This window comes from Nonomuraea sp. NPDC004702 (assembly GCF_053601695.1).
In genome coordinates this window covers 1-21409 of record NZ_JBSGCE010000102.1, presented here as the reverse complement: position 1 = coordinate 21409, position 21409 = coordinate 1, and the positions used below count along the sequence as shown (strand labels likewise).

Annotated in this window: 21 protein-coding genes and 1 pseudogene; 16 read left to right on the top strand and 6 right to left on the bottom strand. The window is 67.4% G+C overall.

The window, feature by feature from the left end; genetic code table 11:
- A partial coding sequence (locus ACWEJ6_RS50215; RefSeq protein ID WP_452432605.1) for a hypothetical protein occupies nucleotides 1-236 on the bottom strand: 236 nt, incomplete at its 3' end.
- 256 nt (nucleotides 237-492) lie between these two features.
- On the opposite strand from ACWEJ6_RS50215, the gene ACWEJ6_RS50210 reads away from it, so the two are divergent.
- A complete protein-coding gene (locus ACWEJ6_RS50210; RefSeq protein WP_452432603.1) occupies nucleotides 493-894 on the top strand; it encodes a hypothetical protein in 402 nt (133 codons plus the stop codon).
- 838 nt (nucleotides 895-1732) lie between these two features.
- On the opposite strand, the gene ACWEJ6_RS50205 is transcribed toward ACWEJ6_RS50210, so the two are convergent.
- The 3 genes from ACWEJ6_RS50205 to ACWEJ6_RS50195 form a co-directional block, all read right to left on the bottom strand.
- Nucleotides 1733-2341 (bottom strand): histidine phosphatase family protein, encoded by a 609-nt coding sequence (locus ACWEJ6_RS50205; RefSeq protein WP_452432601.1) that lies wholly within the window; start codon nucleotides 2339-2341, stop codon nucleotides 1733-1735.
- Nucleotides 2342-2545: 204 nt separating this feature from the next.
- Entirely contained in the window at nucleotides 2546-2677 is a 132-nt protein-coding gene (locus ACWEJ6_RS50200; RefSeq protein WP_452432600.1) for a hypothetical protein, read from the bottom strand.
- Nucleotides 2678-3380: 703 nt separating this feature from the next.
- On the bottom strand, nucleotides 3381-3932 hold the full coding sequence (locus tag ACWEJ6_RS50195) for a hypothetical protein (RefSeq protein WP_452432598.1): 552 nt from the start codon (nucleotides 3930-3932) through the stop codon (nucleotides 3381-3383).
- An 852-nt stretch (nucleotides 3933-4784) separates the two neighbouring features.
- On the opposite strand from ACWEJ6_RS50195, the gene ACWEJ6_RS50190 reads away from it, so the two are divergent.
- From ACWEJ6_RS50190 to ACWEJ6_RS50140, 11 genes are all read left to right on the top strand, one after another.
- The gene (locus tag ACWEJ6_RS50190) at nucleotides 4785-5690 is read left to right on the top strand and encodes an SAM-dependent methyltransferase (RefSeq protein ID WP_452432597.1); all 906 of its coding nucleotides are present in this window, start codon (nucleotides 4785-4787) and stop codon (nucleotides 5688-5690) included.
- Nucleotides 5687-6502 (top strand): hypothetical protein, encoded by an 816-nt coding sequence (locus tag ACWEJ6_RS50185; RefSeq protein ID WP_452432595.1) that lies wholly within the window; start codon nucleotides 5687-5689, stop codon nucleotides 6500-6502. Before ACWEJ6_RS50190 ends, ACWEJ6_RS50185 begins: the two co-directional genes overlap by 4 nt.
- Before the next feature lie 140 nt (nucleotides 6503-6642).
- Nucleotides 6643-7686 (top strand): ABC transporter substrate-binding protein, encoded by a 1044-nt coding sequence (locus ACWEJ6_RS50180; RefSeq protein ID WP_452432594.1) that lies wholly within the window; start codon nucleotides 6643-6645, stop codon nucleotides 7684-7686.
- 194 nt (nucleotides 7687-7880) lie between these two features.
- Complete coding sequence (locus ACWEJ6_RS50175; protein WP_452432592.1) at nucleotides 7881-8882, top strand: methyltransferase; 1002 nt, start codon at nucleotides 7881-7883, stop codon at nucleotides 8880-8882.
- A gap of 466 nt (nucleotides 8883-9348) precedes the next feature.
- Nucleotides 9349-10056 carry an ABC transporter permease gene (locus ACWEJ6_RS50170; RefSeq protein WP_452432608.1) on the top strand — a complete coding sequence of 236 codons (708 nt, stop codon included), beginning with the start codon at nucleotides 9349-9351 and terminating at the stop codon, nucleotides 10054-10056.
- Nucleotides 10053-10823, top strand: coding sequence for an ABC transporter permease (locus ACWEJ6_RS50165; RefSeq protein ID WP_452432590.1), 771 nt, complete (start codon nucleotides 10053-10055; stop codon nucleotides 10821-10823). The genes ACWEJ6_RS50170 and ACWEJ6_RS50165 overlap by 4 nt, the downstream gene beginning before the upstream one ends.
- Nucleotides 10824-11393: 570 nt before the next feature.
- Entirely contained in the window at nucleotides 11394-13955 is a 2562-nt protein-coding gene (locus tag ACWEJ6_RS50160; protein WP_452432588.1) for a nitrate- and nitrite sensing domain-containing protein, read from the top strand.
- A complete protein-coding gene (locus tag ACWEJ6_RS50155; protein WP_452432586.1) occupies nucleotides 13952-14374 on the top strand; it encodes a roadblock/LC7 domain-containing protein in 423 nt (140 codons plus the stop codon). The genes ACWEJ6_RS50160 and ACWEJ6_RS50155 overlap by 4 nt, the downstream gene beginning before the upstream one ends.
- A 1253-nt stretch (nucleotides 14375-15627) precedes the next feature.
- Nucleotides 15628-16257 carry a type II toxin-antitoxin system toxin DNA ADP-ribosyl transferase DarT gene (darT, locus tag ACWEJ6_RS50150; RefSeq protein WP_452432585.1) on the top strand — a complete coding sequence of 210 codons (630 nt, stop codon included), beginning with the start codon at nucleotides 15628-15630 and terminating at the stop codon, nucleotides 16255-16257.
- Nucleotides 16258-16289: 32 nt separating this feature from the next.
- Nucleotides 16290-17369 (top strand): type II toxin-antitoxin system antitoxin DNA ADP-ribosyl glycohydrolase DarG, encoded by a 1080-nt coding sequence (darG, locus tag ACWEJ6_RS50145; RefSeq protein ID WP_452432584.1) that lies wholly within the window; start codon nucleotides 16290-16292, stop codon nucleotides 17367-17369.
- 477 nt (nucleotides 17370-17846) lie between these two features.
- A complete protein-coding gene (locus ACWEJ6_RS50140) occupies nucleotides 17847-18302 on the top strand; it encodes a hypothetical protein (RefSeq protein WP_452432583.1) in 456 nt (151 codons plus the stop codon).
- Here the strand turns inward: ACWEJ6_RS50140 and ACWEJ6_RS50135 are convergent.
- Nucleotides 18233-19000 (bottom strand): NUDIX hydrolase, encoded by a 768-nt coding sequence (locus ACWEJ6_RS50135; RefSeq protein WP_452432582.1) that lies wholly within the window; start codon nucleotides 18998-19000, stop codon nucleotides 18233-18235. The genes ACWEJ6_RS50140 and ACWEJ6_RS50135 overlap by 70 nt on opposite strands.
- Nucleotides 19001-19270: 270 nt before the next feature.
- Nucleotides 19271-19993: an ATP-dependent DNA ligase gene (locus tag ACWEJ6_RS50130; RefSeq protein ID WP_452432581.1), complete on the bottom strand. Its 723-nt coding sequence runs from the start codon at nucleotides 19991-19993 to the stop codon at nucleotides 19271-19273.
- A gap of 16 nt (nucleotides 19994-20009) precedes the next feature.
- Between ACWEJ6_RS50130 and ACWEJ6_RS50125 the strand changes: the two genes are divergently transcribed.
- The 4 genes and pseudogenes from ACWEJ6_RS50125 to ACWEJ6_RS50110 form a co-directional block, all read left to right on the top strand.
- A complete protein-coding gene (locus tag ACWEJ6_RS50125; protein WP_452432580.1) occupies nucleotides 20010-20513 on the top strand; it encodes a flavoprotein in 504 nt (167 codons plus the stop codon).
- Nucleotides 20513-20989, top strand: coding sequence for a helix-turn-helix domain-containing protein (locus ACWEJ6_RS50120; protein ID WP_452432606.1), 477 nt, complete (start codon nucleotides 20513-20515; stop codon nucleotides 20987-20989). The genes ACWEJ6_RS50125 and ACWEJ6_RS50120 overlap by 1 nt, the downstream gene beginning before the upstream one ends.
- Nucleotides 20986-21141, top strand: coding sequence for a hypothetical protein (locus ACWEJ6_RS50115; protein ID WP_452432578.1), 156 nt, complete (start codon nucleotides 20986-20988; stop codon nucleotides 21139-21141). The genes ACWEJ6_RS50120 and ACWEJ6_RS50115 overlap by 4 nt, the downstream gene beginning before the upstream one ends.
- A gap of 2 nt (nucleotides 21142-21143) precedes the next feature.
- Nucleotides 21144-21409 (top strand): annotated as a pseudogene (locus ACWEJ6_RS50110) (hypothetical protein); the annotation flags it as partial.

The following is a 21409-nucleotide window of genomic DNA, read 5'->3' as shown; positions in this document are numbered from 1 at the left end:
GCCGCCGGGTACGGTCGGAATTGATGGCGCCAACCGCTGGCCTCGACGAGGAGGTCGCGCCGCCGACCGTCCATGAGATGGAACTCGAACCGGCCTCGCGCGAGTGCGATAGCGAAGTCCAAGATGGCGAGCTCGGCGACGGAGACCGAAGCGAACACGCCCTTGTCGAACGCGGCACGAGCGGCGCGCCAGGCGACGACTGGATAGTCGTCGCCTTCGGCTACACACACGCGCACAAGCCGCAGAACGTGGGGTTGTCGAACCAGTCGCCGTGTTCGTCTGTGGCGCGCCTCCAAGGCGGGCCCGCCGTTGGACGGCTGGCACATCGGCACGCATTTCACCTGGCCAGAAGCCACACGGCTTCTCCCGAGTCTATGGCGGGCGGGATGATCAGGCTTCCACCTCAAGCACCCACGAACCTCAGGCCCGCGCGGCGGTCATCCCGGAGCCGGAGCGCCCCCGCCGGAGGCCGGTTATCGGAGATTGATGTCCATGGGGATGTTCGACAGGTACTTGCCGGTTCCGCCGCTGAACTGCCCGTGGTGCGATGTGTTGATGGACGATATCTGGCAGGGGCAGGATGGTCCGTGCCGCTCACTCGAATGGGTCCAGGGTGAGCAGCATTCTCGTGATCCGGGTCCGCGAGCTCGTCCGGAAAACCGCGAGGAGGCCGCGCTAGCCACTCTGCCGGAGGTCTTTGGCATCTACAACGAGTGCGAGGCCGGCCACTGGGTCGAAGCGGAGGGCAAGTGCGTGAATCGGACGTGGACAGAGACCCGCCTTCGGGGTGAGGACGAGTATCGCGAGAGAGTCGATGGCGGACGGGATGAACAGGCTTCCACCTCAGCCACCGGCGGAGCTCACAACCGACGCGACGATCATCCCGGAGCCTGAGTTCCTCATCGGAGGCATTGCCTAATCGCTCTCCTTGATCGCGTCGTGAAGGACGGCCGCCATCTCCGATTGCGGGCCCGCGGCGATCTCCTGCATCCTTCGTACGCCGGATTCGCTGAGACGGATGCCGTTGGCAGCCCCCACAAGAGAGCGTGTGCGATTTCGTCCTGGACCGCCGGGTGGTCTTCGTGCTCCAACTGCGCGATCAGGATCCTCCCTAGGTGCGTGCCGTCCTCGCCTTGGGTGAGGACGAAGCCGAGCCACTCGCCAACATATGCGGCAGCGGTTGCGCGTAGGTCAGGGTCGTCAGCGGACAGGTTGGCGTTCGGCATCGTTCACTGCGACATCCTCTGGCGGCGGTGTGGCGCTCAGGTCGGCGGGGTTGGTGGGTCCGTGGTGCGGTGATGCCTCGCGCGGCGCCCGCCCCGTGACCGGTCCCCAGGCGCAGCGCGGAGCAGTAGCGATGGCGCGGGGCGTACGGCGGCACGGCGCGCCGCCGCTTGATACCTACAAGAACTATTCGGCAGAGCGCGGGCTATGCTTCGCGATCTTCTGAGCCTCGGCGATGAGTTCGACAAGGTCGGCCACGAGTTTCGGACAGGCAGCGATCGTCGCACGGATGTCACGCTGTGCGGGCTACCGAGCCGTTCATCCTATTTCCGCGGGTCAGGAGGGTTGGCCGGCCAAGATGGACCCTGTGGCCTGCGGCCAGGCCCAGACCTCCGGCAGCCGGGCCGGGCCGGTAGGTGCGCCATCAGTCCTGCTCCGGAGAGCTGGGCAGAGAGGATGAAAAAGCTCAGTGCCCTATTACCAGCTCCACGCGCGTACACGTGCCTCCTCACTCTCGCGATAGGTGGCAGGTGTCGTTGAGCAGGAGGATTTCCTGCTTCGACCGCCCGTAGTGCACAATATTGATGGCGCAGTTGTCCGCAGCGATTCTTCGATAGAAACTCGCTGGCGCCCCTAGGACGTGTAGGACCGCGAGCCGCACAACGACATCATGTGTAAATACTGCTACAATATCATCTCCGATTTTTGAGATATCGTCCATCGCCTGGGCGACGCGACGCTGTACAGCGTCCAAGGTTTCGCGACCCGGCAGCGTCAATCGGGCCGGATCATTACGCCAGATGCGCCATTCCGACGGGTATTTTTCGGCGATGGCCGACTGTGTCATACCCTCCCAGACGCCCATCCGCATCTCTCCAAAGCCCTCGTGCGTCACAATCTCGAGATTGAGGCGCTCCGCCAAAGGGCGGCCGGTCTGCCGCGCGCGAAGTAGCGGACTGGCGTAGATAGTACTGATCTTCTTGTTCGACAAGTGTCGGGCAACTGCCGCTGCGGCTTGGGCTTCGGCAGGATCAATACCCTCGTCGATCCACCCCATGTAGCGACCACGAGAGTTCGAGTCGGTGCGTGCGTGGCGAACGAGGAAAATTGTAGTCATTATCTCGACTTTCTTGTAGTCATTTATCGCGCATCAGACTGAAAATCTCGCCAATAGACAAGTTCGGCCAACGCTACGCCAAAGGAGCGGCAAAGAACTCGGCTGTTGGTTTTAGGTCTTTAAGAGAATGTCCGGCCTCGCGATCGAAGCGCATGGCGGTAGTCCCATTCCTACCCGGTGGGCCGGGAAGGTCACGAGCCGCTCTCATTCCGTCACCTCCCCGCCCGGTAGCCACCACACCAGCGGCACGGCGGTCGCGATCACCAGCAGCGTCACGGTGAAGCCCAGTGCGCTGGCCGAGCCGAAGAAGCCCTGTCCCCGCTGCTGGCGCCTCACCAGGTTCAGGATCCGCGCGTGTGGTCGCCGAGGCCGCCGCCGGTGAGGGCGGCCACGGAAAGAAGGCGGGCTCCCCGATCAGCGCCCCGATCCGATAGGTGAGCGAGCGATGACCGGGCTTGAGGCCCAGCGCACTCGCCTCTCCCGACGTCGGTCTGACCAGCCCGAGCAGCATGGCGTCATGGTCGTCTTTCCGTGCCGTTGAGCCCTAGCGAGCCGTAGATCTGTCCGGATTCGATCCGTAAGTTCAGATCACTGACAGCATGGATCTGCCCGAAAGACTTGGAAAGCATACTGGCGAGAATCGCGGTCACGTTACCCCAATCAGGCGTCCTAGCATCCTGTGTGGCCGACGGCTTCGCTTGCCAGACTGGCATAGGCACAGTCCCACGGCCAGGGGTCATTACGCGCTGTGTCACTCGGACGAAACCCAGATGCTAGCGTGCCGCGAGGGGATCTGACCGCGAGACAACCGGACAACGTGCTGTTTCGTGCCCGCGCCTATGCATCACCTCCAACGACGAAGTGTTGCGAGCACCGATTGAATCCGTTTCTCGTAGCTTCCAGGTGTGCCTGTACAGGTGTTTCCGCCGGACAGCGCGAAGGCCCGCGCGCATGTCTTTAGCCTGCCAGTACGGCGCGGTCCAGCCCAGGTGTTTGGTAGTGGCGAAGGCTATAAGGATCGTGGCGACTCCTGTCGCACTTACAGAAGTCCTGGGTGGTCCTGGGACGGTGGCCGCTCGATGCGGCGCAAGGCCGCCTCGGTCAGGCCGATCACTTCGCCTGCTCGCGCGCCGGTCACGGCCTGCTGGCCGCGGCGGAACATGGTCCAGGCGAGCATGAGCTCATCGTCAGCCTCATAGGCGAACGAGGCGGCCTGGTCGGTCCAGCGCAGCGCCTCGACCGGCTGGCCCGCATCCTCGCGCAGCCAGGCGGCGGACTCGGCGTAGCGGGCGGCCAGCTGTAACACCTTCAGCCGATCTTCGCCACGCGTGGGCGCCAGCAGTTCGGTCACCAGGCCAAGCTGCTCTCGTACGCCCGGGATGGTGTGGCGAGGGCCCAGCAGGTTGGCGCGCTGTACCAGCAGATGCCACTGGCTGGTCAGATGGTCCAAGACGTCACCCAGGTGTTCATCGGCCGGCAGCTGCGGCGCGCTGGCCGGCTGGGTGGCCCGCGGAGACCAGCGACGAGGATTCGTGCCGAACAGGGTGCCCACTGACACGTCCAGCGCACCACTGAGCAGCGTCCGGTACATGGGACGAGGCACGTTCCGGCCGGACTCCCAGTAGCGGATTACGCGTGCCAGATCGAGGGGCCTCGATCACGAGGCCGCGTGCCCCGCCAGGGCGTGAAGCCTGGTGACGAGCTGTTCCCGCGTCAGCTGCTTGTCCGCCCGAGCCGCGCTCAGCCGCTGCCACCACGCGAGCGTCCCACCCGTCGGTCACCTCGCCCTACGGAACTTGCCGCAGGAGGATTCTCCGCCTGATCGCCCCACACCAGTGCCTCCTCCTACACCCGCCCGCGCGCTGCCAGCCGCCTCGATGGAGACGGCCACCTCCCGCCTTGCCAGGCATCGTGAGCTTACGGGCGGCCGCCGCGGCTCACGGCTGACATGCCGCGTCAATCTCTCATCCATCCAGCTCAGGCGTGCTTTTAGTCATTCCTCGGCCGATGTGGCGGAATGTACCCCTTGTGAACCCCCCGCCGAAGAGTGAACCCCTTTTGAACACTGTTGCGACGGTGCCAGCCAAGCTTAGGTAGAGGGCACGAACTGCCGTCGATCAACGATCACGCGACCGTCGACGCCGCGTGTGAAATGTCGGCAGATTCCGCATGTGCGCCTCTCATCACCGTCTGGCAGGAGGAATCGCCCTTCATTACTCCTCATCGCTCCTGCCCGGTCTCCTTCCGCCAGCACCATGCTCCGCGCTGTGATGGGCCAGCGGATATCGCCCCGAACAAAAGAGAACGGGCCCGCCACACTCCATGTCGCGTTGAGTGTGGCGAGCCCTTGATCGGATGGAGGTCCGATCTGAATGACTACGGTAGTCGTGGATGCCACTGCCGCCCACCGCTGTTTTCGTATCGGCCCCCATAGGCAGCGCCGATGACCAGGCCGCCGGCCGCGACCACCGCGGCGAAGCAGGACTCGACAGCGTGGGGCACGCCATCACTGGGCAGGCAGCTGTCGCATGAGGAACGGGCGCTGGACCCGAACGTTCCCAACGTCGCCCGCATGAACGACTACTTCCTCGGCGGGATGAACCACTGGGCCGCCGACCGGGAGGCCGCCGAGCGGCTTCTCAACGTGTCGCCGTGGGCGCGCGAGGCCGCTCGCCGCAACCGCGCCTTCCTCGGGCGTGCGGTGGAGGCCGTCGCCGCCGGCGGCGTACGCCAGTTCATCGATATCGGCTCGGGCCTTCCCACGCAGAAGAACGCGCACGAGGTCGCTCAGCGCGTGCGGCCGGGCGCTTTCGTCGTGTACGTGGACATCGACTCGGTGGTGCTCGTGCGTGCCTGGGCGATCCTCGTCGGCGACGCCGGCACCGAGGTCGCCCAAGCGGACGTACGCGACATCGGCGCCATCCTGGACCATCCCGATGTTCGCGGGCTGATCGATTTCGGGCAGCCCATCGCGGTCGTCATGGTCGCCTCGCCGCGCTTCCTCGCCGACGCCGATGACCCGGCGGCCATCGTGGCCCCGCCGCGGGAAGCGCTCTCGCCGGCAAGCGCGCTGATCTTCAGCGATGCCCGCACCGACGGACTCGAACAAGGAGCCGCCAAGGAGACGTCCGCGGTCTTCTCCGGCGCGACCGCGACCATGACAGCCCGTTCGAGCGCCGGCGTCCGCGGCCTGTTCAGCGACGAGTGGACGTGGCGCGAACCTGGCCTGGTACTGGTTCATCGTTGGCAGCTCGATCCGGACGACAAGGCGCCGCCGCCTGAGATGGCCGCCAACTTCCTCGGCGGCGTAGCCATCCCACGCCGATACCAGCGGCGGGAAGCCGCGTGAGCGCCACCGTGGAAGACATCGCCTCACACGGCCGGGGCCACGAACCGGCCATGCCCGCCCTGTATGACCTGCGAACGGTTCTGGCCGACCATCATCTGGAAGCCTCGATCGTGTTCCGCGACGGCCAGCCCCATTTGCTCATCGACAAGGCATCGATGCTCGTGCGGCTGGACAGCGACCACTTCGCCTGGCGGCCGTCCAGCCCGCCTAGGTCAGCGCACTGGGCGGGGCGGCATGTGGCCAACGACATCGACGCCGCGGCCGCCGCGTTGTCCGCCGCCATCAACGAAGCTCTCGTCGGTCGCCTGACGACCCGGGCCATGGGGGAAGAGCTCGGCACTGGCGCACCAGACGAGCACGTGCCCCCCACCACTGGCCGACATGCCCTCACCGCACCAGCAGCTGACGCGCCCAGCTCGCGAGCGCACAACGCGAGCGCCGAATTCGAGCACGCCTGCGAAGCGCTGCGGTGCGGCACCCTGCGCATCCACGAGCTGTCCCTCGCCATGGCCACCGACGCCGAACGCGCCTCTCCGGCCCTGGCCGCCGGTGAGGCGCTGGCCGAGGCACTGAATTCCCCGTTCGACGACAGAGCCACCGCCATACCGATCAATCGCTGGGTGACGGCCATCGGGGTGTGCCGCGATGTGATCGCGCTGACCGACTCCACCCGTTTCGTATGGCTCCCCCCTATCCGCCCGGACGAGCCCGCGAAGCTGCGTGCCACGTGGGCCCTGCCAAACGCCGTCCGCCTCCTGAGCCGCGAAAGGGCGCGGATCACCGCTCCTCACGCGCCATCGGCGCCCACCTGAACGACAAGGCGGCAGGAGAGCTCCCCGCCGTCCCGCATGTCCCTGTTCGCGGCCCACGACGAACAACTCATCGTCGTGGGCGCGAACTTCACCGTGGGATGCCCATTTCCCACGCCGCCCCCTCCCTTCTGGAGATGTTCTTGAGACGAACGCTTTCAGTACTCGCATCGCTGTCTTTAGCTCTTAGCGGCTGCACGAACGCCGAAGCCCCGCGGCCGAACAAGCTAGAGAAGATCACCGTTGCCTATATGCCCGTCCCTGACAATGCCGCGTTGTTCATCGCCATGAAGCGCGGCTTCTTCGCCCAAGAGCGCCTGGAGATCGAGCCCAAGGAGATCAGAGGTCTCGCCGAGGCGGTCCCCAAGCTTCTTAGCGGGGCCTGGCAGTTCTCGCTGGCCAACTATGTGACATTCTTTCAGGTTGAAGAAAAGCAGCCTGGCAAGCTTCGATTGGTGGCCGACGCCTACGCGGCCAAGGAGAACACCTTCTCCCTGATGGTGAAGAAGGACTCGCCCCTGAAGAGTCTCAAGGACTTGCAGTGGAGCGGCAGTGGCCCCAAGAAACGTATCGGCGTGGCGACGCCCCAGTCGGTCGCGACGCTCACCACCGAGGTAACGCTCGCGACCGAGAAAAACCTCACCAAGGACGACATCGAGTTCGTCTTCATCAAGTTGCCCGACATGCCGCAGGCGGTCGAGCGCGGTCTGGTGGATGTGGGTTGGGAGGTCGAGCCCTACATCACCGACAGCGCCTCGCAGTACAGCGCCCGGCAGCTGGCTGACGCGGCGTCGGGGCCAACCGACCAGTTCCCGATCGCTGGCTGGGCGGTGTCGACGACCTGGGCCAGCGCCGACCCGGGACAAGCGCGTCAGCGCGCGGACGTAGTGGCCCGCTTTCAGCGGGCCCTCAGCCGCGGGCAGCAGATCGCGGCCAGTGACCGCAGCGCTGTCACCGCGATCCTGCCCACCTACGCGCACATCGAGCCCGCCAAGGCGTCGGTGATCGCGCTCGGTTCCTTCCCGACCACGTTGGAGGGTCGCCGCTATCAGCGGGTCGCGGACGCCATGCTCCAGTTCGGCTACCTCACCAGCGGCAAAGCGATCAACGCCGACAACGTGATCTGGCGCAGCCCCTTGGCCAGCTCTTCCCCCAGTGTCTCTTCATCCGCGGGAGCGACCCCATGACGATTTCCGAACACAGCGACGGGGCGCCGGCCATGGCGCCGCCCATGTCTACCTCCGGCGAGGACGAGCCGCTCATGACACGCCAACCACAAGGCGACGACGCGTCCTCCTTACTCACTCAACGTGTCCCAGAGGGTCCACGATCGCCGTCGATGACGCCGTCTTCCACGTCGCCACGCGACATCATCCAGGACATGATCAACGCCCCATTGCGGGCCGCCGCGCTGCACGCGTTCGTGTCATTGGGTGGCCCGGAGCATCTGGCCGCCGCGGGGGAACTGCCTAGTGAGGAGCTAGCCGCACGCTGTGAAGCCGACCCCGCCATGATGGGACAACTGCTGTCCGCTCTGCACTGCTACGGCATCGTCTCAGCTCATCGTGGCCGCTACCAGCTGTCCCCGACGGGGATGGCGCTGCTGCCGGACGCGGACGACTCGATGTACGCGGCGGTGAGGGTCACCGGCTCACCGCTGTGGTGGCAGGCGGCCGGCACCTTGGACAAGACAGTCCGCACCGGTCATCCCGCGGTGCTGGACGGTGCGCGCGACCCGTACGAGCGCCTGGCCGGCGAGCCCGAACTGGCCGCGCTGTTCGACCAGTTCATGGTCTCTCGCAGCGCCGCCGTCGGTCGCGATCTGGCCAGTATGGCGGACGGTTTCGTCGGCGCGCGGACCGTGACCGATCTCGGCGGCGGGCAAGGCGGCGTGCTGGCCGCCATCTTGCACGCCCACCCCACCCTGCGGGGGGCCCTCGTGGAGCGAGCGGATGTCGCCCCGCGAGCCAGCGCTTACCTGAATGGTCAGGGCCTCAGCGATCGGACCACGGTCGTGGTGGGCGACATCTTCTCCGTCATCCACCCGGGCGCCCAGCGCTACCTGCTGTCCTCGATTCTGCACAACTGGTCCGACCTGGATTGTGTGACGGTGTTGGCGCTCATCCGCGCCGCCATGCGCGACAGCGGCCCGGACGCGGAGCTGTGGTGCGTCGAGGCCATCAAGCCGGCGCGGCCCGGGATGTACAGCCCCACCATCGATCTCGGGCTGCGGATGATGGCGCTGTTCCCCGGCGGCAAGGAACGCACCCTGGAGGAACTGCTCGCGTTGATGGACCAGGCGGGGCTGCGGTGCCGTACGACCCTGCCGCTGGCCCACGGTCAGACGCTGCTGATCGCCGTTCCAGCGGAGGCCGGCGACTAGCGGCAGCCTCGGGAGGCGGTCGGCGGGTCTTGAGAGTCACACGCCCCGCCTTCCTTACCCTGCCGCCTCCTTTGCGCTCACCCTCTATGGGCCATGGCGGCTCGATCGGTCTTCCCAGCGGACAGCGCCTTTCTCCATGGCGCCCGGAAGTGGTTCACCACGCGTATCGGTTCCGGCTCGACCTCAATTGGGGCGGGCGCGCTTACCGACCGAACTGTGGTCCTGCCAGGGCGGGTCCGCTGTGAATACCGATCGAGCCTCCGCTGATCTTGATCACCGTCGTCCTGGCCGCCTCCCGAATGTTCGGGGCCTTCGGGTCGGCCACATCCTGTGGGCCCCGCCCGAGGCCTCCGGCCGACCTCACCTTTCCAAGGAGTCCGCGATGAGGGCACCAGCCTTGATATCGCCGCGGAAACGCATCCTGCTCGGCGCGGCGGGAATCGTCGGCAGCGCCGCTGTGATCGAGATGGCCAGCTGGAGTGGCCTGATCGACCCCCGCCTGCTGCCGCGCTTGTCCGCCGTGACCGTAACCGGAGTCACACTGTCCCTGGACCAGGAGTTCTGGACGCACATCGGCGCTACGCTGGCCGCCTGCTGCGTCGGCCTGCTCATCGCCGTCCTCACAGCGGTGCCGATGGGGCTCCTTCTGGGATCTGTGCCGGCGGTGGAGCGGGCGGCGCGGCCGCTCCTGGAGTTCCTGCGCCCCATCCCCGCCCTGGCGTTGACCCCTCTGGCGATCTTCCTGTGGACGGAGAACCAGGATGCCAAGATCGCGCTGATCGTCTACGCCAGCTGGTGGCCGCTGCTGATCAACACCATGTACGGCCTGGCGGAGGTCGACCCGCTGGCCAAGCAGACTCTGCGCAGCTTCGGGTTCGGCCCCCTGGCCGTGCTGCTGCGTGTCTCCCTGCCGAGCACCGCACCCTTCATCGCCACGGGGCTGCGCATCGCGGTCTCGATCACGCTCATCGTGGCGGTCAGCGTGGAGATCGTCGCCGGAGGTATGAGCGGCATCGGCACCTTCCTCGCTCAGGCGGGCAGCGCCAACGACGTCGAACGCATGCTGGCGGGCACGCTATGGACGGGCGTGCTCGGCATGGCGGCCAACGCGCTGTGCGGCATGGCGGAGCGACGCCTGTTTCCTTGGCGCCGCGCGAGAACGGACCTATCGTGAACGCCTCGATACGCCGATTCGGGCTGCCTGTCGCCGTCGCCGTGGGCTGGGAGATGGGGGCAGGCACGGCTGGCATGTTCTTCTTCCCGCCACCGAGCGTGATTCTCGCCCGCATGTACGAGATGTGGTTCAGTGGTCCGCCCGCCCACGGGTTTCTCACCCCGGAGGCCGCCAGTGACCTGCTGCCCAGCCTGGCCCGGCTAGCGACCGGGTGGGGTATGGCCGCCGGGGTCGGGATAGCGCTCGGGGTAGTGATCGGCAGCCTGCGGGTGATGTCCGCGCTGCTGGAGCCAGCATTGCATTTCGCCCGATCCATGCCTCCCTCAGCGCTATTTCCGATGTTCATGCTCTTATTCGGAATCGGCACGCCCCTGCAGGTAGCGTCGATCGTGTTCGGAGTGATCTGGCCCATCCTGATCAACACCATGGAGGGCGTTCGCTCGATCGACCCTGGCTATCTCGACACCGCCGCCGTTTTGCGGCTGGGGCTCGGTCACCGGCTGTTCCGCATCGTGCTCCCCGCCGCGCTGCCGAAGATCTTGGCGGGGCTGCGGCTCAGCGTCTCCCTCGCGCTGATCATGATGGTGGTCTCGGAGATGGCCGGCAGCACCGACGGGATGGGCTATCGGCTGCGTGAGGCGGAAGGCAATATCGACGTCGCCGCCATGTGGTCGGTTATCACGCTGCTTGGCGTGCTCGGCATCGTGCTGAACGCGACCTTCGTCGCCCTGGAACGGCGCCACCTCGCGTGGAGGACGCATGCGTAGCGCGGCCGTAACCAGCCGATACCGCGGCGTCGATCCCCCCGCCTTCGACGGCGAGGACCGGCGACGACATCAGCGCGTGGGTCGCTCGGCCCGCTGGCGAACTCGGGCGGACGCGCCCTCCAGCGCCAGCCCGAGCTGCAGTCCTGACTCACGTGCTCGGCGCTCAGTCCGGCGTGGGCGGCCGCCCTCCATGCCGCGGACCCACCAGGCGCCGCCTTCGGCCAGGCCCACAGCCTTCCCGCCCCGGGCTGGCCTGCGCGGGGCGGCGGCCGTGAGGCCGCGCGCCAGCGCGGTCTCACGGCCCATCTCAGCCCTGTCGGAACCCGGGTGCTCACCCTGTGCCGCGCGTGTTCGCGCGCGCCCGCACCCCTGGCGCATCACCACGTGAAGGTGGAACCCCTGTTGAGGACTCAATCGACGACCGTTGGCGATCCGCGGCCGCACCTGCCGCCCCCCGGACAAGCCGCACCGCGCGGAACGAAAGCTACCCGCGGCCGATTCCGGCTGCGTGACCTGCGGGTGCGGTGGCGCCTTATCGCCCTCATCGTCATCCCCACCACCGTGGGTGTCGTGGTCGGTGCCCTGCAGATCGCCTCCTCCATCGGCAGCGCCGCCCAATACCAGCGCATTCGGGAAAAGGCCGAGCTCAGCGCCGCGATCACCACGCTGACCCACCAGCTGGCACTGGAGCGAGACCAGGCCGTGTACTTTGTCGCCGCAGGCCGGAGCAAGACCCGCGAGAAAGCGCTGCGCGAGCAATTCGCACCAGTGGACGCGGCGATCACCATGGTCAAGGACAAGGCCGCGGCCATCACCCGCGAGCACGGCGAGGGCGCGTGGTCCCTGACCCAGCAGATCCTCACCCGCCTACCCGAGATCGCCACCACCCGCGACACCGCCCTCACCTCGCGGCTGCCCGCGCTACCGACGCTGACCAAGTACTCACAGATCAGCGACCTCTTCCTACTCATTCACGTCCAAATCAACCAGGGGCTCCAAGACGAACCGCTCAGCAACAGCGTCCGGGCCCTGTCCGCCCTCACCAAGGCCAAGGACGCCGCTTCGCAACAGCGCGGCCTGCTGGCCGGCGTCGCCGCGGCGGGACGGTTCCAGGGCGGCGAACTCAACGCCCTCACCGACGCCCGCGCCCAGCAAGACAGCGAAGTCGCCGTGTTCCGATCGATGGCCACCCTCGATCAGCAGCAGTTCTACGACGACACCGTCGCCGGTCCCAACATCGACCTCGCCGAGCTCCTCCGGCTGCGCGCGCTCGCCCAAGCGACCGAGAACGCGAGGCTCGATCTCAGCACCGGCAGCGACGACGCCGGCCGCTGGTTCGAGGCCATGACCGACACCATCGACGCCATGCGCACGGTCGAGAAACGCATGACGGAGTCGATCATCGTGCAGAGCCGCACCCTGGAACAGGACGCCCGCCATCGGGCGCAGCTGGCCGCGGCCCTCATGCTTGTGCTCCTGCTCGCGGTACTCACCGTCACCTTCCTCATGGCCCAGTCACTGGTCAGGCCGTTGCGCAGACTCCGGATCGAGGCCCTGCAAATCGCTGGCCGCCATCTGCCGGAAACCGTCCAACTGCTCCGCGACCAGGGCGCCGACCCGTACGCTGACATCACCCCCATAGGCGTCGATTCCCGCGACGAGATCGGAGAGGTGGCCCGCGCCTTCGACGAGGTCCACCGCGAGGCCGTACGCCTGGCCGGCGAAGAGGCCCGGCTGCGCTCCAACGTCAACGCGATGTTCGTCAACCTCTCGCGCCGCAGCCAGACTCTTGTGGAGCGGCAGATCACCCTCATCGACGGGCTCGAGCAAGGCGAGCAGGACGAGCAGCGACTGGGGAACTTGTTCAAGCTCGACCACCTGGCCACCCGCATGCGGCGCAACAGCGAAAACCTGCTCGTCTTGGCCGGGCAGGACCCTCCACGCCTGTGGGGCCGGCCGGTCCCCCTCATCGATGTCGTCCGGGCCGCGTTGTCGGAGGTCGAGAACTACCAGAGGATCCAGATCCTCATCCCCGACGACAACCTAGTCGCCGGCCACGCCGTCAACGATGTCGTCCATCTGCTGGCCGAACTGCTCGAGAACGCTCTGTCGTTCTCCCCCCAGGAGACTCAAGTCATCGTCTCCTGCAACACGATCGACAGCGGCGGCGTTCTCCTGTCCATCAGCGACGCCGGGATCGGCATGACATACGAGGACATCGCTCAGGCCAACGAGCGGCTGACCAGCGCCCCCACCGTGAATGTGGAGGTCTCGCGCCGTATGGGGTTGTTCGTGGTCGCCCGCCTGGCACACCGCCACGGCATCCGCGTACAGCTGCGCCCACACGCTCCCGCCGGGCTCACCGCCACCGTCCTGCTCCCCCTGGCCTTGCTCGCCCCACCGACCGGCACCTCCCCGAGACCCATCGGCACCCCGTTCCACACCGAGACGTCCCCCGGGGCGCATCCCGCGCCCGTCGACTACCGGTACGCCGACACCCCAAGTCCCTGGGCGCCGCAACCGCCTAGCCCACAGCCCTCAATCCCTGACGGGCAGCCCACCCCTCCCGTCAGCATGTGGCGGCCTTCGCTGGAACCGGTCACCGACGAGCGGCAACACCCCAGAAGAGCTCTACCGCGTCGGCCGCACGAGTGGACCGAGCGGGGACCCAGCCTCACCTCACCCCCTACGCCGGGACGCGGCGGCCGCGACACAGAGGCGGCGCCCACCGGCCCGATCCCGACGATCACACCCGCCTCCATCGGGGACGACTACCTGCCGATCTTCGCCTCCGTCGAATCGGCCTGGTTCCACCGCGGCGACAGCGACAACAGCCGTTGGGGTTCTCCCCAAACCGATGCGGGGTGGAGCGCGGCCGAGGCCGTAGCCAGATCCATCGGCGCCGGATCTACAACCTCCGGCCTGCCCAAGCGGGTGCCGAAGGCCAACCTCGTGCCAGGCGCGGCCAAGACCACGGCCACCCCAGAAGTCGAATCCCAGCCGCCAGCCTCGCCCGAGGCAGTACGCGACCGCCTGTCCACTTTCCAGCAGGGCTGCCGAGCGGCACGCGACGACATCAGCGCAGGCAAGATCAACGCCGCTGATTCCGAGGACGGACTCAAGGACACATGAACAACCTGAAACAGGGGGCACTCGGAATCGACTTGATGATCTCTGAGCTTGTCGACGCCGATCCCGGCATCATTCACGCGGCCGTCATCTCCACCGACGGGCGGCCACTCGCGACCACCTTGAACCTTGCCCCTGGGCGGGCCGAGCTACTGGCGTCGTACGCCTGTGAACTCTTGAAACTCGCCTGGGGCGCGGCCAAGGAGTTCAACGCCGGTTCAGCGCACCAGGTCATGATCGAAATGGGCGGGGGAGTCCTGCTCACCCAGACGATCAACGACCATTTGGGCCTAGCCGTCCTGGCCGACCCCGAATGCGATCTCGGCAGCGTGGCGTGGCACATCACACACGTGGCAAATGAGGTTCGCCGGGCAGTGACACCAGAAGTGCAGAAGGCACTGCACGCCACCCGACTTCGGTGACACCGCGATCCGCGCGGGCCGCCTGCCGTTGTCGGCACCGTGGGCCGGCCGCCGCGGCCGCATCAGCTCGAAGCGGTCGGGCAAGCTCTCAAGGCCTTCGCCGACGGCGACCGCGCGGACCCAGGTGCTGTCCCGCGGCACCGGCAAGACCCGCATCGGCGCCGTCGTCGCGGCCGCGCTCGCCCGGGCCGGGCTGGGCCTGGTTCGGGCCCCGACCGTCATGCCGCTCGCCCAGCCGCGGCGCGAGTGCCGCCCCACCTTCGGCGACACCGTCCTGGGCACCGTCTTGGGCACCGTCTTGGGCACCGTCCTGGCGGTCCGCTCCGTCCTCGACGCCGCCGAACGAGCCGGCGTCGAGGAATCGCGGGCCCCGCACGTCCGCGTCACCACCGACCCGATGATGATCGCGGTAATCGCGTCCCGGTCCGGCCCGGTGACGATGATGTCCGCCTACGCCAGCGTGGCGACGCTGAGCCGGGGCCAGGCGAGCACGCCATGCCGCCGGTGGACATCCCGATCGCCGATGAAGCCCACGGGGCCGTGTGCGGGCCGCACTGGCGGCGTGTCCACGACGGCTCCCATTGGCCGGTCAGGAAACGTCTGTACATGCCGGCCGCCCCGCGCGGGCTCGCCGGCGAACACCGCAACGAACACCGCGACGCCGACGTGGTGGGCACGGACGACGAAACGGTGTACGGGCCGACGGTCTACCGGCTGGGATACGGGACCGCCCGGGAGCTTGAGCTGGTCGCCCCCTTACCGCCTGGTGGTGTCGCTGGTGAGCGACGCGCGGATCCGCGCGATCATCGACCAGACCCACGGCAGCGCCGCCACGCGCGTAGGCGGGAAGAAGATCGCCGCGCGGATCGCCGATGTGGGGCGCCGCGGCCACATACGGCCTCGGGCGTACCATCACCTTCCACACCACCAACAACGATGCCCAGCACTTCGCCACGCCCCTGTCAGAAGTCGCCGGCCTGGTGGCGGCAGACGCCCGGCCCGCCGCGCTGTGGGCCGGCCATATCCGCTACGATCGCCGCGGTGCACCGCCGGCGACCGCAACAGCTATCCGCCGGAGCTGGGGACGGGCTGGCGGTGCTGTCGTCGGCCAGGATGCTGTCCGAGGGCGTCGACGTGAACTGCCTTGATGTCGATATCTTGCACGGCGTAGAGACGTCTCGCGGCCCTGTATGCGGCTGGACGGCAATCCGTCTCGGCCGAAACAGTCGCAGGCCGCTACACTGGCGGCTTCAATGAACGCCCAGACGAACCCGTGGCTGCCGCACTTCACTCATGCCGACAACATCGCGGGCATCGCCATGACCGGCCTGCTGGCCGACAACCGGCAGCCCGCCACGTCTGTGGAGTGCGCCGAGCCGGGGATCAAGGAACGCCGTCGGCTGCTGCCCGTCACCATCGATCCTGGCGGGGTGGTGGCCGACTACGTGCCGTTCTACTTCGCTCCCCGCTCCCCCATGCTGCACCGCATCCACAGCAACAGGGTGACCGGCTACGATCAAGGTCAGCGCCCCTTGGCATACCTCGTGACACGCCTCGACACGGTGATCGCGGCCGGGCGTGTGTGGGTGGCCACCGACCGCGACGCGGCCGTCGCCACAGCCCGCTTCGCGGCTCGGGCCGAGGAGTTGCCCACCCATGTCGACTGGCAGATCATGGCGGCCCACTACTGGGCCAACACCTTCGAGGACGGCTCTCGCATGCAGCGGCGGATGGCCGAACTGCTCGTCCATGAGCACGTCCCCTGGAGTTCGTTCTCCCACATCTACACCAACGATGACGAGATGGCCGACCGCGTGCGTCAAAGCATCAACACGCACGCTCATCAACCGACTGTGGCGGTGCGCTCCCAGTGGTACTACTGATCAACTATCCGAAAATGTGTACCATAAACATCATGGCAGAGCTTGAAGGGAGGTCGGCTGTGATCACCGAGACCAGCGGAAACCTGCTGCATGACCACCCTCAAGCTCTCGTGAACACCGTCAACACGGTGGGGGTGATGGGCAAGGGCATCGCCCTGCAGTTTAAGCGCGCCTTTCCCGAAGTGTTCGCCGCCTATGCCCAGGCATGCGCTCAAGGACGCGTCCGGCCCGGCCACATCTTCCCCGTGCCGATCGCCGACGGCCAAAGATGGGTCCTCAACTTCCCGACCAAGCGGCACTGGCGTCAGCCCTCCCAGCTGGAGGACATCCGCGATGGCCTCGACGACCTTGCGCGCCTCCTCGGGGACCTGAACATCACCAGCGTCGCGTTGCCGCCGCTGGGCTGCGGCAACGGTGGGCTGGAATGGTCGGTCGTCCGGCCTCTCATCGTCGAGAAACTCGCTCCCTTGGACATTGACATCCGGCTGTACCGTCCCGGCACGCCCGCCGCCCGCGACATGATCACCCGGACGACGCCGCCTACTCTGACCACGCCGCTGCTGTACCTGATCGCCGGTCTGGCCCGCTATGTCACCGCGGCGTTCGACGCCGGCGTCACCCACACGCCACGGCTGTCGCTTCTGGAAGCGCACAAGGTCAGTTACCTGCTGCAAAGCAGTGGCCTCGAGTTGAACCTGCGCTTCGACCCGCACCTGTACGGTCCCTTCTCGGCCGACCTGAACCGCATCTTGGCCACGCTCGAAGGCCACTACGTGATCGGGTATGGCGATGGCACCGGAGGGGCGCGCGCGGACCTGGAGGTCTTGGCGGACACGATGCGGAAGGTCACCCTAACCACCTCCGACGACGTCGCGTTCAACCAAGCATGGAACACCGTTCAGCGGGCCATCGTCGGGTTCGAATACCCCGAAGGCATGGAGCTCTTGGCGACCGTCCACTACCTGGCCACCCGTCCCGGGGGTACTACCAACGTCCCGGCCATATCCAGCCAGATCGCCGGCTGGAACGAGCGCAAACGGCGCCTCTTCCGGCAAGCGGACATCAGCGTCGCCCTCGACCGGCTCCAACACGCGGAGCTCGTCGACGCCTGACACGTTCACCCCACGTGACGTTCACCCACTCGAGGCGATGCGATGGCCCGATCACCAGCCGGGAGGCGCAGGCTCCAGCGCCAGCGGTGGGCCGGCAGGCTTCACCACGATGGTGCCGATGTGGAGGATCGGGAAAGGCTCGTTATCTCCCGCCGCCTGCGAGTTCCCATCGGCAGCGTTCCCGTGCCCCGGCCCATGGAAGCGGTACCAGGTCAGGGAGCTCTTCTTCCGCTTCCAGGGCTCCCACCAGTCGGGCCGCTCCACGGCGCCGCTTCCACTGCCGAGCCAGGCCCCGCTGGAAGTCCTGAGCGTCAGGGGCGAACCCGTACTCGAACTCGAAGTCGTCGCTGGTCAATGACCGTTTGAGGTCGGCGGCCACGGCCCAGGCGAACACGGCACGGGAGCCTCCCAACCGAGCCGCCGGGCGTAACCGGTCGAGGACGTCGAGATCGCGGAGATCACCGCGCCCTCGCGGCCATGCGAAGGCTGAAGCTTCGCCGCCCCGAGTACTGCCTGGGTCTCGCGGAGGCGGGCCTGAACCGCGCCGAGGGTCACGCCGACGCCCAGACCGAGGCCCTGTTCGGAGTCATGTACGCCCACACCGTGGCCAAGACCGGCAGCGACGTGCCGCCCTCGCCGAGCCGAGCGTGCACGCGTGCTCATCACCGCCGCGCCGGCGACGAAGTCCCGTTCCGCGACGAGGCCATGGATCGCGTGGACGGCGTACGGTCGCTGAGGACCCTCAAGGCGGTCGCCAGAATAGGCGGCGACCTCGCCCGCGGCCGGGCCCGCGGTCTGCGATATGCGGCCGAGGCTCGACGCGCGCCCGGGACCTCCTCAGCAGCGCCTAAGCGGTTCGGCTACTACATCGAGTCGCGGGCAGCGCTCCGACGCGATACTTCCGTGTACCGGCGGACGACCGGCTCCAGGTAATCGGCGTGCGGGCCGTCGAGGTCCGCGAGCTCCACCGGCGAGCGCACCAAGTGAATCCGGTCCAGCTCAGGGGCATGCCCCAGGGCGAGTTCGGTGGCGGTGACGGCCGCGAACCGCTCGCGCAACACCGCCGCCGGTTGCGGTGGGGCGAGGAAGGTCAGGCCGATGCTCTGGTTCTCGCCGTGAGTGATGACCAACAGGCGCGGCTCGGCCGGCGCGAGAACGACACCGGTCTCCTCGGCCAGCTCTCGGGCGGCATGGCCACGTACGGCGGCCTCATCGAGCTCCTCATGGCGCTCAGGTGGCTCCACGGCCCCGCCGGGTAGCTGCCACCGTCCTGGAGTAGCCGTGGATGATGACATCCGCGCCACCAGCACACGCCCATCGTCGGCCGGCTGCACCACGTTCACGAACAACGACGGCAGCACCACGGCGCCGGGTACACGGCGCAGGGCGTAGTGCCGGTAGGTCACCCGCGCCCACGAGAGAAGGAGACTGTGCGGCCCCTCCCACGCCCAATCCGAGCACGCCACCACAGGACCGTCGAACAAGCTCGGATTGGCCTTCACCGCCGCGTCCCATACGCGGTCTCTGGCCAGCTCCTCCTCGGGCGAGGGCGCCGGTGCCTCGACCTCCGCCAGGCGCAGCTGGCGAACATCGAAGAGATCCACGCCTCCGGAACGCAGTGTTTCGGCCACCGGCCCATCGTAGGACCGAGCACGACGTCAGGTCCTGGAAGCGCAACACGACACAGTCTGGGCCGGTGGCCAGCTGCCATCAACCAGCGTCAGAGCCTGTCCCGTGTCGCCGATGCTCTGCCTGCCACATCGCGCGTCTCGACCATGCCCGCCGGGTCGATATCGGTGCGTGGCGCTGGTACCAGTGCTGTATATGAGGCGTGAGGTATTCTCCCGTTTCTCGTTCGCATCAGGTGGTCGGTGTCAAGTGACATCGAACCTGACCGGTGATCAGGGAATGGCTTCGTGTTGGGCTCTGTCCCCGGACCCTCCACTACCGAGTCTGGCTGGACCCGCGTACCGGCGATGGGAACACGCTGACCGAACGGGATCGACGCCCACCCGAGCGGCAGCGTCTCCGGCCACGGATGGCCCTCGCGAGCCGGAGTGAGCGGCGGCGCTGCCGCGGCCCGCTTGGAGAGCTGGGTGGCGTGGCCGACGACGCGGAGTCGCCCGACGACCTCGTACCGACCGAGCAGCAGCCCGCTCGGCCGCCGCAGCGAGCCGACGAACCCGCCCACAATCGCATCGGCGCTGACCCTCCGCTTCAGCTTCAGCCACCCACGCGCCCCGCCCTCGTACCTTGACCGGGGGCTTGATGATCAGGCCCTCGACGCCAGCCACGTGCATCGTCTCGTACCAGGCCCGCACCTCCGCCTCGTCGCGCGTCTGCATGCCCAGCGCAAGCACCCCGGCCGCCGGGATGTCCGCGAAAAGGCCCTCTAGGAGGGCCCGGCGCTGCGACAGAGGCAGGCCGGTGACGTCATGGCGGTCGAGCCAGAGAACGTCGAACACGGCGAAGTGACACGGCTCGCTCAGACCAGGGAAGCGGCGCGCCAGCGCCCCGCGATGTACCGGCGGTGCAGCGCGCTGAAGCCGAGGCGGCCAGAGGATCAACGGACGATCTCGCCACCCAGGACCGTCCTGGAAGGGACGCGCTCGAAGATCGCCCACACGATCTCAGGCAGCCATGGCAGGGGCGGGACGGCGGCCGATTCGTGCTCCTACCTGGAAGGTCGGTGCGCTGAGATCCCGTGTCGTCCGAGCCCGTTCAAGGCGATTGTCACTCAGTTCGTCACTCACCGGCGAAACCATTCCCACTGGTTGGGGCCCATCACAGGCTAGTCACTGCGAGCGGATATCAGCACCCCACGAGGGCACGCGCGGCGTTCTTTCCGTGATCGCATGTGCCGCACCTGCCGCCACCGACCTCCACCGCCTGGTCCCCATGACTCAGGCGGCCGGATGGCAGGTGCATGTGATCACCACACCGAGGGGCGAACGCTTCGTCAATGTCGCAGAGCTGGAGCACCTGACCAGTGACCTAGTCCGCAGCACGTACCGTATGCCGCAGGCCCCCAAGGGGATGCCTCTCACCGACACCGTGATCGTCGCTCCGGCCACGTTCAACACGATCAACAATGGGCGAACGGCATCGCCGACACATTCGCCGTCAGTCTGCTGTGCGAGGTGATGGGGTTCGGCGTCCCGATCCTGGCCGTGCCGCTGCCTAAGGACGGGCTTGCCCGGCACCTCGCCTTCCCATGGAGCCTGGACACACTTCGAAAGATCGGGGTGCAGGTCATGTTCGATGCAGCCGCTCCGCCGCAGTCTCGCATGCCATCCTGGGAACGCGTCATGCAAGAGCTACACGCCGTAGCCGGGGAGCGACAAACGCGTAGGTGGTGGCATGGACGCCCACAAGGAGATCGGCCCGCGAATCGCTTGGGCATGCTGTCGCCGTGGACTGTCCCAGGCTGGCCTTCCGGTCTCGTCGGGCGTTCCGAGAGCTGGCTGAGCCAGGTGGAGCGTGGACAGCGCACCGTGGACAACCACACCGTGATTACTGCCCTCGCTGACATCCTCGGCCTGCCCGTGACCGAACTGACCGCGAAAGAAGACGAACGCGATGGCGCTGCCAGGCAGCATCGCCTATCCGGCAAGCGATGATGGGCTACGACGGCCTCTCCTCGCTCATCGGTCCTCGGCGCCCGGAAGGCTTCCCCAAGAGCGTCGTGTGGCTCCGGCACGAGATCCGCCGCGTGAACCGGCTCTACCAGGCCACCCAAACGAAGAGGTCGGCCGGCGGTTGCCTCGCCTGATCGTGGCCGCCCAACTGGGCAGCCGCCATGCCCCCGCCACTCAGCGCCGGGCGTGCCAGGACCTTCGCTCGCTGACCCGCCACTCCGCCACCACGAACCTGCGCCGCGTGGGAGAGGCGGAACTCGCCCGGGTGGCCGCCGACCGCTCGCTGGCCGCCACGCAAGAAGCGGACAGGCCCCTCCTCGCCGCTGTGGGCGTCTACCGGCTCGGCTACGCCCTGGGTCGGCTTCGTGAGACAGAACGCGTCGGCCGCCTGGTTCTCCAGGC